5 protein-coding genes and 2 pseudogenes are annotated in these 6,826 nt (G+C 72.2%); all 7 read right to left on the bottom strand.

From position 1 onward, the window contains the following. Window positions 1-269: 269 nt before the first annotated feature. Window positions 270-1,550: an ergothioneine biosynthesis glutamate--cysteine ligase EgtA gene (gene egtA, locus ACZ63F_RS05075; RefSeq protein ID WP_469708804.1), complete on the bottom strand. Its 1,281-nt coding sequence runs from the start codon at window positions 1,548-1,550 to the stop codon at window positions 270-272. A gap of 284 nt (window positions 1,551-1,834) precedes the next feature. After that, window positions 1,835-2,266: pseudogene (locus ACZ63F_RS05070) on the bottom strand (molybdopterin-binding protein); the annotation flags it as partial. Window positions 2,267-2,560: 294 nt separating this feature from the next. After that, window positions 2,561-3,916 (bottom strand): LLM class flavin-dependent oxidoreductase, encoded by a 1,356-nt coding sequence (locus ACZ63F_RS05065; protein ID WP_469708801.1) that lies wholly within the window; start codon window positions 3,914-3,916, stop codon window positions 2,561-2,563. After that, window positions 3,913-4,968 (bottom strand): aliphatic sulfonate ABC transporter substrate-binding protein, encoded by a 1,056-nt coding sequence (locus ACZ63F_RS05060; RefSeq protein WP_469708800.1) that lies wholly within the window; start codon window positions 4,966-4,968, stop codon window positions 3,913-3,915. The genes ACZ63F_RS05065 and ACZ63F_RS05060 overlap by 4 nt, the downstream gene beginning before the upstream one ends. Window positions 4,969-5,038: 70 nt before the next feature. Then, window positions 5,039-5,770, bottom strand: a complete 732-nt coding sequence (locus ACZ63F_RS05055; RefSeq protein ID WP_469708798.1) for an ABC transporter ATP-binding protein — start codon at window positions 5,768-5,770, stop codon at window positions 5,039-5,041. Then, window positions 5,767-6,657, bottom strand: a complete 891-nt coding sequence (locus ACZ63F_RS05050; RefSeq protein WP_469708796.1) for an ABC transporter permease — start codon at window positions 6,655-6,657, stop codon at window positions 5,767-5,769. The genes ACZ63F_RS05055 and ACZ63F_RS05050 overlap by 4 nt, the downstream gene beginning before the upstream one ends. Continuing rightward, a pseudogene (locus ACZ63F_RS05045) lies at window positions 6,654-6,815 on the bottom strand (TauD/TfdA family dioxygenase); the annotation flags it as partial. The gene ACZ63F_RS05050 and the pseudogene ACZ63F_RS05045, both read right to left, overlap by 4 nt. Window positions 6,816-6,826 lie beyond the last annotated feature (11 nt).

The following is a 6,826-nucleotide window of genomic DNA, read 5'->3' as shown; positions in this document are numbered from 1 at the left end:
GCAGACGCACGACCCCCCCCCCCCCCCCCCCCCCCCCCCCCCCCCCCCCCCCCCCCCCCCCCCCCCCCCCCCCCCCCCCCCCCCCCCCCGCGACGAGGGAGCGCTCCGCCCGGCTCAGCCGGTCCTTCCCCGGTCCTTCCCCGTTCGGTCGTCGCGTCGGCCAGAGGTACTCGCGGGGAACCGCCATGCAGCGCACCGCGGCCCGACCTCTCAAGCCCCACTGGCGCCTTGACCACCTCCGGCCCTCCTGCGCGACACCGCGGCGCAGCTCACCGTTTCGCGCGGAGCCGTGCGGGCGTTTCCCGGTCGAGTACGTCGTCGGCCGGGCAGCGACCGCGTGCGACGTAGCGGTCGGCAAAGTCCGCGACGACGGCCACCACCCCGGTGCTCGCACCCAGGCGCGGCAGGGCGTCCAGCGCCGCGGCGAAACAGGTCACGGCGGCACGCCTGAGGTCCGGGTCGGCGAGCCCGTGGCGAGCCGCGGCGGTCCACAGCGGATTGTGCGGCGCCGGAGCCCCGGCGCTCCGCTCGGCCAGGGGCGCCACGGCCCGGTTCGCGACGGCGGCCGCCCCCGGATCGTCGAACAGGGCGGTGACCACCGCGAGCGGCACGATCCACCCGTCGTCGCCGGGCTGTGCGTCGATCATGCGCAGTTCCAGGTGGCCGCGCGGCCTGACCGGCGGGAACAGTGTGCTGATGTGATAGTCGAGGTCTGCGTGGGTCGGCGGCCGCATGGTGCGTGAGCGGGTCCACTCGCGGAAGCTCACTCCGTCCGGCACCTCCCAGGGGCCGTCCCTGCGTACGCACATCACCGGCGCGTCCAGGACCCGCCGGACCCAGGCGTGCCGCGGATCGTGGGCGAGGGAGGGGCCGCCGGCCCGTCCAGGATCGAGTTCCGCCCACATCAGCTGCCGGGTGGACAGCCAGCCCGTGGCGCGGCCCTCGGCCATGGGCGAGTTCGCGAACACCGCGACCAGGACCGCGCCCAGGTGGTGCGCCAACCACCAACGGCGCGCGAATCCCATGACACCGGGTTCCTCCCGTCCGGCGTCGAGGCAGACCTGAACGGAGGCCGACGTGCACATGAGGGTACGCCCCGCCGGGCCCGTGCGGTCGAGGCAGGCCTCCATCGCGTCGTACCGCCGCTCCCGCAGGAAGCGGCGAGGCCGCTGCCAGGGATCGACGCCCATGCCGGCCAGGGTCAGACCGTGCCCGCGAAGTGCGGTGCGCACCGCGGCCAGATCGGCGGAGACCTCCGAGACGCACGCGACAAGTGACGTGGCCGGCCGGGAACTCAGCTCCACCTGGCCGCCGGGCTCGATGCTCAGCCCGGACCTCAGCGGGAGGTTGCACAGGCCGGCGTGGGCCGCTGCCAGCTCCTGCCGGCCCACGGGCTCGTGCGGCGCACGCTCCCGGTGGACGAGCCATTCCACTTCGACGCCGACGCTGCGCGGCGGGCCCGTCTTGAAACAGACTCCCTCGACCAGCGCCTGCGCCTCTTGTTCGGTGACGGCGGGGCCGTCCACGCCGCACTCCGGTGAAACCGACATCCGGGAGCCTCCTGAGCCGCCTCAGGGTCGTCGGGGATCCGACGTCCGGTACGCGTACCGCGGTGCCTGCTGCCAGAGTCCGCCGTCCCGCCCTGTCATGACAAGAGCGCACTTTCCAGACGACTGGGCATGCGGCACCACGCAACGGGCAACCCGGAAGGTCCCGCGCCGCTCCCGGCAGCTCGCCGTCGTGGCCTGCGGACACCCGGTCTTCGACGTGGCCATGCGCAGGCTCTCCGAAGTCCTGTGGGCGTCGGCGGATCAGAAGGCGGGGCGGCGGGTCGTCACACCACGCTCACCGGATGCCGTACCACCGCGTCGAACAGGTAGCCCTGCGTGTTGGGCACTGCGGTGTCCGGCTGAGTGCGGCCGGCGGTGTCGGTGGCCCGGGCCAGCAGCTGGGTGGCGCCGGGTTCCTCCGGGTGCCAGTCGAGGGACCAGCGGGTCCAGGTACCGGCGCGGGGCCGGTCGCGCAGGCGGGCACGGCGCCAGCTCGTCCCGCCGTCGGTGCTGATGTCGACCCGGGCGACGGCGCCCGCACCCGACCACGACCGTCCGTGCAGCACGTGCGGGCGCCCCGCCGTGAACGTGGCCCCGTCGGCGAGTTCGAAGGCGCTTTTCGTCGCCTGCCGGGTGAGCGGCGCGCTGCCGCCCTGCGGGTAGGCGGAGCCGAACAGGCGGTAGAAGGTGGTGTTCCAGGGCGAGTAGAGCGGCTCGGGGGCGGGGGCGGTGCATGAGCGCCCGGGCGATGACCAGCCGGCGCTGCATGCCCCCGGACAGTTCGTAGGCGCGGGCGTCGGCCTTGCGGTCGGGGCGGAACACCCCGAGCAGTTCGTCCGCACGCCGGACCGCCGCTCTTCGCCCGATGCCGTGGTAGCCGGCGTGGTTGGACCAGCATCTGACGGATCGACAGGAAGCGGTCGACATTGATCTCCTGCTCGGCGAGGCCCAGCAGCCGCCGGGCCTTACGTCTTGCTGAGCCCCTGGACGCGCAGGGCGGGCCTTTCATCTCAGTCACCGAAGCGGTGGAACTGGTTGGCCGGTACCGGCAGTCCGTAGTGGTCGCGGAGCGTGGTGCCCTCGTACTCCTCCCGGAACAGGCCCTTGGCGCGCAGGATCGGCAGCACGTGGTCGACGAAGGCCGCCAGGCCGGACGGCAGGGCCGGTGCCATGATGTTGAAGCCGTCGGCGGCGCCGCCCTCGAACCAGGCGATGATCGTGTCGGCCACCTGCTCGGGTGTGCCGACGCACTCGAAGTGGCCGCGGCCGCCACCGAGCCGCGAGATGATCTGGCGGACCGTCAGCTTCTCGCGTACGGCGAGCTCGATGATGAGGTCCGAGCGGCTCTGCGAGCCCTCCAGCTTCGGCCGGGTGAGGACGAAGTCCGGCAGCGGGGCGTCGAGTTCGAACACCGACGGCTCGGTCTCGAAGATCGAGGCCAGCTGGCGCAGCCCGTACTCCGGTACCCGGAGGTCGTCGAACTCCTTCGCCAGCGCCCGGGCCTCCGCCACGGTCGACCCGAGGTACGGGACGATTCCCGGCAGCACGATCACGCCGTCCGGGTCACGTCCCGCGGCCCTGGTCCTGGCCTTGATGTCGGCGTAGAAGCCGGCGGCACGCTCGTACGTCCGGTGCGCGGTGAAGATCGCCTCGGCGTGCCGGGCCGCGAAGTCCTTGCCGTCCTCGGAGGAGCCGGCCTGTACGAGCAGCGGGTAACCCTGCGGCGGGCGCTCGACGTTGAGCGGGCCCGCCACCGAGAAGTGGGTGCCCCGGTGGTCGAGCCGGTGGAGCCGGGCCGGGTCGGCGTACCGGCCGGTGGCCTTGTCCGCCACGACGGCCTCGGACTCCCAGCTGTCCCAGAGCGCCTTGGCGACCTGGAGGAACTCGTCGGCCCTGGCGTAGCGCAGGGCGTGGCCGGGACGGTCGACGAGGCCGAAGTTGGCCGCCTCGTCGGCGCCCGCCGAGGTGACGATGTTCCAGCCGGCGCGGCCGCCGCTGACGTGGTCGACGGAGGCGAGGCGGCGGGCGAGGTTGTAGGGCTCGTTGTACGTGGACGACACGGTCGCGATGAGGCCGATCCTGCTGGTCGCCTGGGACAGCACGGTCAGCAGCGTCAGTGGTTCGAGCTGGCCCGGCGGCCGGAACTCGCCGGTGCCGTTCAGGGCCGGGCCGTCGGCGAGGAAGAGCGAGTCGAACTTGGCGCTCTCGGCCAGCCGGGCCAGCTCGCTCCAGTGCCCCAGGTCGAAGTCCGCCCGCGGGTCGCTCTGCGGGAGCCGCCAGGCGGCCTCGTGGTGGCCGGCCTCCATGAGGAAGGCGTTGAGGTGGAGCCGGCGTGGTCTCTCTCCTGCGCGGCCGGCGGGGCTCATGAGCCGGCCTCCAGCTTCGAGCTGTCGTAACCGGCCGGGAGGAGGTTGTCGGTGACCGACGCGACGTCGACCGTCTTGGTGATCTGGCCCGCCCCCAGGAAGGCGTCGGCGAGCTTCTGCTCGGCCGTGATGTCCGGCTTCTCCACGGGGGTCACGCGGGTCTCGAAGGTCTTGAGGGAGGCCTTCGCGTCGGCCAGGGGGATGCCCTCCTCCCTGGATATCGCCTGCGCGTACTTGTCCTCGTGCTGGACGGCCCAGGCGAACTCGTGGGCCAGCCGCTCGAGGACGTCCGTGAGGGCCGCCCGCTTCGTCGTGTCGTTCAGCGACTTCTCGCTCGCGACGTAGTAGCTGCTCGTCTGGTCGATGGGCGGGAGCCCCTTCGCCAGGATCCGCGCACCGTTCTTCACCGCGATGGCCGACTGCGGGTTCCAGATCGACCAGGCGTCCACCTTTCCGGTGTTGAACGCCGTGGCGCCGGCCGCCGGATCCAGGAAGACCAGCTTCACGTCCTTGGGACCCAGACCGACGCCGGTGAGCGCGTTCAGGGCGAGACCGTGGGCCGAACTGCCCTGCGGGACCGCGAGCTTCTTGCCCTTGAGGTCCGCGAGCGTCTTCAGCGTCGAGCCCTTCGGCACGATGATGTTCTCGTTGGCCTGGTCGGGCCGCAGGGAACGGTTCACGGCGACGACCTTGAAGCCGTACTCCTTCGCAGCGCCGGTGATCGGCGGCACGTCGCCGACGCTGCCCAGGTCGATGTCGCCCGACGCGGCGGCCTGGACGAGCGGCGGGCCGTAGGTGAAGCGGGCGAACTTCACCTTGTACGGCGCGTTGTCGAAGACGCCGGTGATCTTCGCCAGCTCCTGGCTGCCGTCGCCGCCGTTGTCACCGATGGTGAACGTGTAGTTCTTCCACTCGGGGTGGCTGTCTGCGCTCGATCCGCTCACGTTGCTGAGCGGTGCCGCCGCCTCCGACTCCGATCCGCAGGCGGCGAGGGGGCCCGCGAGGGCGAGCAGGCCGAGGACGCCGACGGTGCGGGAGGTTCTGGTGGGCATGGTTCTCACGTGCTTTCTGTGCCGGGGACGGGAGGGAGCGGGGAGACGACTCGTGTGGAGCCGGCTGGATTCAGTGCTGGTTGGCGAGGCCGAGGTCGTCGAGGAGCGCGGAGCGGAGTTCCTCACGGGCGACGCTCGCCTCGCGGTCCGCGGCCGACAGCTCGACGCGGTGGGCGGTGCCGATGCGTCCGTTGTTCATGACGACGACGCGGTCGGCCAGCGCGATCGCCTCGTCGACGTCGTGGGTGACGAGCAGCATGGCCGCGTGGTGTTTGCTGCGCAGCGCTCGCACCAGGTCGTGCATGCGCAGCCGGGTGATCGCGTCGAGTGCCGCGAACGGCTCGTCGAGCAGCACGAGTTCGGGCTCCGAGACCAGTGCCCGTGCCAGGGACACCCGTTGTGCCTCGCCGCCGGACAGCTCCTTGGGCCAGGCCTTCTCGCGGCCCGCGAGCCCGACCTCGGCGAGTACGTCGAGGGCCCGTCGGTCGGCGTCCGGTCCGCGCAGGCCGAGGGTGACGTTGCGCAGCACCCGCTGCCACGGCAGCAGCCGGTCGGCCTGGAAGACGATCGCGCGCCTGGCCGGGACCTCCACCCGGCCGCCGTCGGGCCGGTCGAGACCGGCGAGCAGGCGCAGGAGGGTGCTCTTGCCGCAGCCGGAGGGGCCCAGCAGGACCACCAGTTCCTCGTCGGCGATGGTGAGGTCGAGCCGGTCCAGGACGACCCGGTCGCCGAACCGCCGGACGACCTTCTCCGCGACGGCGCCGGACTGCTGCCGCAGCTGTGTCTCGACGGTGATGCTCATGACGCCTCATAACTGGGACGCCACCGCAGCAGCACCCGCTCGAGAACCCGGACGAACTGGTCGGCGAGCAGACCGAGGAGGGAGTAGATCACCAGCCCGACGAACACCTGGTCGGTCTGCAGGTACGTCTGCCCTTGCGTGATGAGGAAGCCGAGGCCCTTGTCGGCGTTGACCGTCTCGGCCGCGACGAGGCCCAGGACGCTGTACGCGAGCGAGAACCGCAGGCCCACCAGGAATCCCGGCAGCGCCCCGGGCACCAGCACCCGCGTCACCAGCCGCCAGGTGCCCGCCCCCGTCGTCCGGGCCATCTCGATGAGCCGCTGGTCGACACCGCGGATCGCGGCGAAGAGGTTGACGTACATCGGGACGCCGGCGCCGAAGGAGATCAGCAGCACCTTGGTGAGCTCGTCGATGCCGAACCACACGATCATCAGCGGCAGCACCGCCAGCAGCGGGATCGTGTTCAGGATCTGCACGACCCCGTTGAACAGGTACTCGCCGCTGCGCAGCAGCCCGCCCAGCACCCCGCTGACGATGCCCACCGAAAGTCCGACGGCCAGGCCGATGCCGGCGCGTTGCAGCGAGATGGCCAGATCGGGTCCGAGGACCCCTTGTCGCCACAGGTCGACGGCGGCCTTGACGAGGGAGGTCGGCGCCGGGGCATAGGTCTTCTGCAGCACGCCGGCCCTGGCCAGCACCTCCCAGGCGATGAGGATCACGGCCGGGGTCGTGTAGATGCCCAGCGGCCAGCGCAGCCGCTCGCGGATCGTGTGCAGCGGGGTCCGGCGGCGGGCGTCGAGCGGCAGGAACACCTCACGTCCGGGCGCGCTCGTCGTCTCGGCGGCCGCCGGGACGACGGCCGGCCTCTCGAGGCTGACCTCGGTCATGCCGCCACCTCCAGCACCCTGCTGTAGTGCGAGGCGTCGCCGACGAGTTGCTCGCTGCGCCGGCCGTCCACGCCGACCGGCACGTCTCCGGCGACGGTCACACGGTTGAGGCGGCGCGGGTGGTCGTCGTAGTTGTCGACCCCGTAGTGCCGGGGGATGGTCGGAGGCA

Source organism: Streptomyces sp. NPDC104761 (assembly GCF_055583445.1).
Note: the sequence above shows the minus strand (reverse complement) of the source record. Positions and strands in the feature narration are given on the sequence as shown.

Bases quoted from the DNA above. Each gene is read 5' to 3' on its own strand.
- ACZ63F_RS05050 (WP_469708796.1), bottom strand. From the start codon at position 6,657: ATGACCGAGGTCAGCCTCGAGAGGCCGGCCGTCGTCCCGGCGGCCGCC.
- egtA (WP_469708804.1), bottom strand. From the start codon at position 1,550: ATGTCGGTTTCACCGGAGTGCGGCGTGGACGGCCCCGCCGTCACCGAA.
- ACZ63F_RS05060 (WP_469708800.1), bottom strand. From the start codon at position 4,968: ATGCCCACCAGAACCTCCCGCACCGTCGGCGTCCTCGGCCTGCTCGCC.
- ACZ63F_RS05065 (WP_469708801.1), bottom strand. From the start codon at position 3,916: ATGAGCCCCGCCGGCCGCGCAGGAGAGAGACCACGCCGGCTCCACCTC.
- ACZ63F_RS05055 (WP_469708798.1), bottom strand. From the start codon at position 5,770: ATGAGCATCACCGTCGAGACACAGCTGCGGCAGCAGTCCGGCGCCGTC.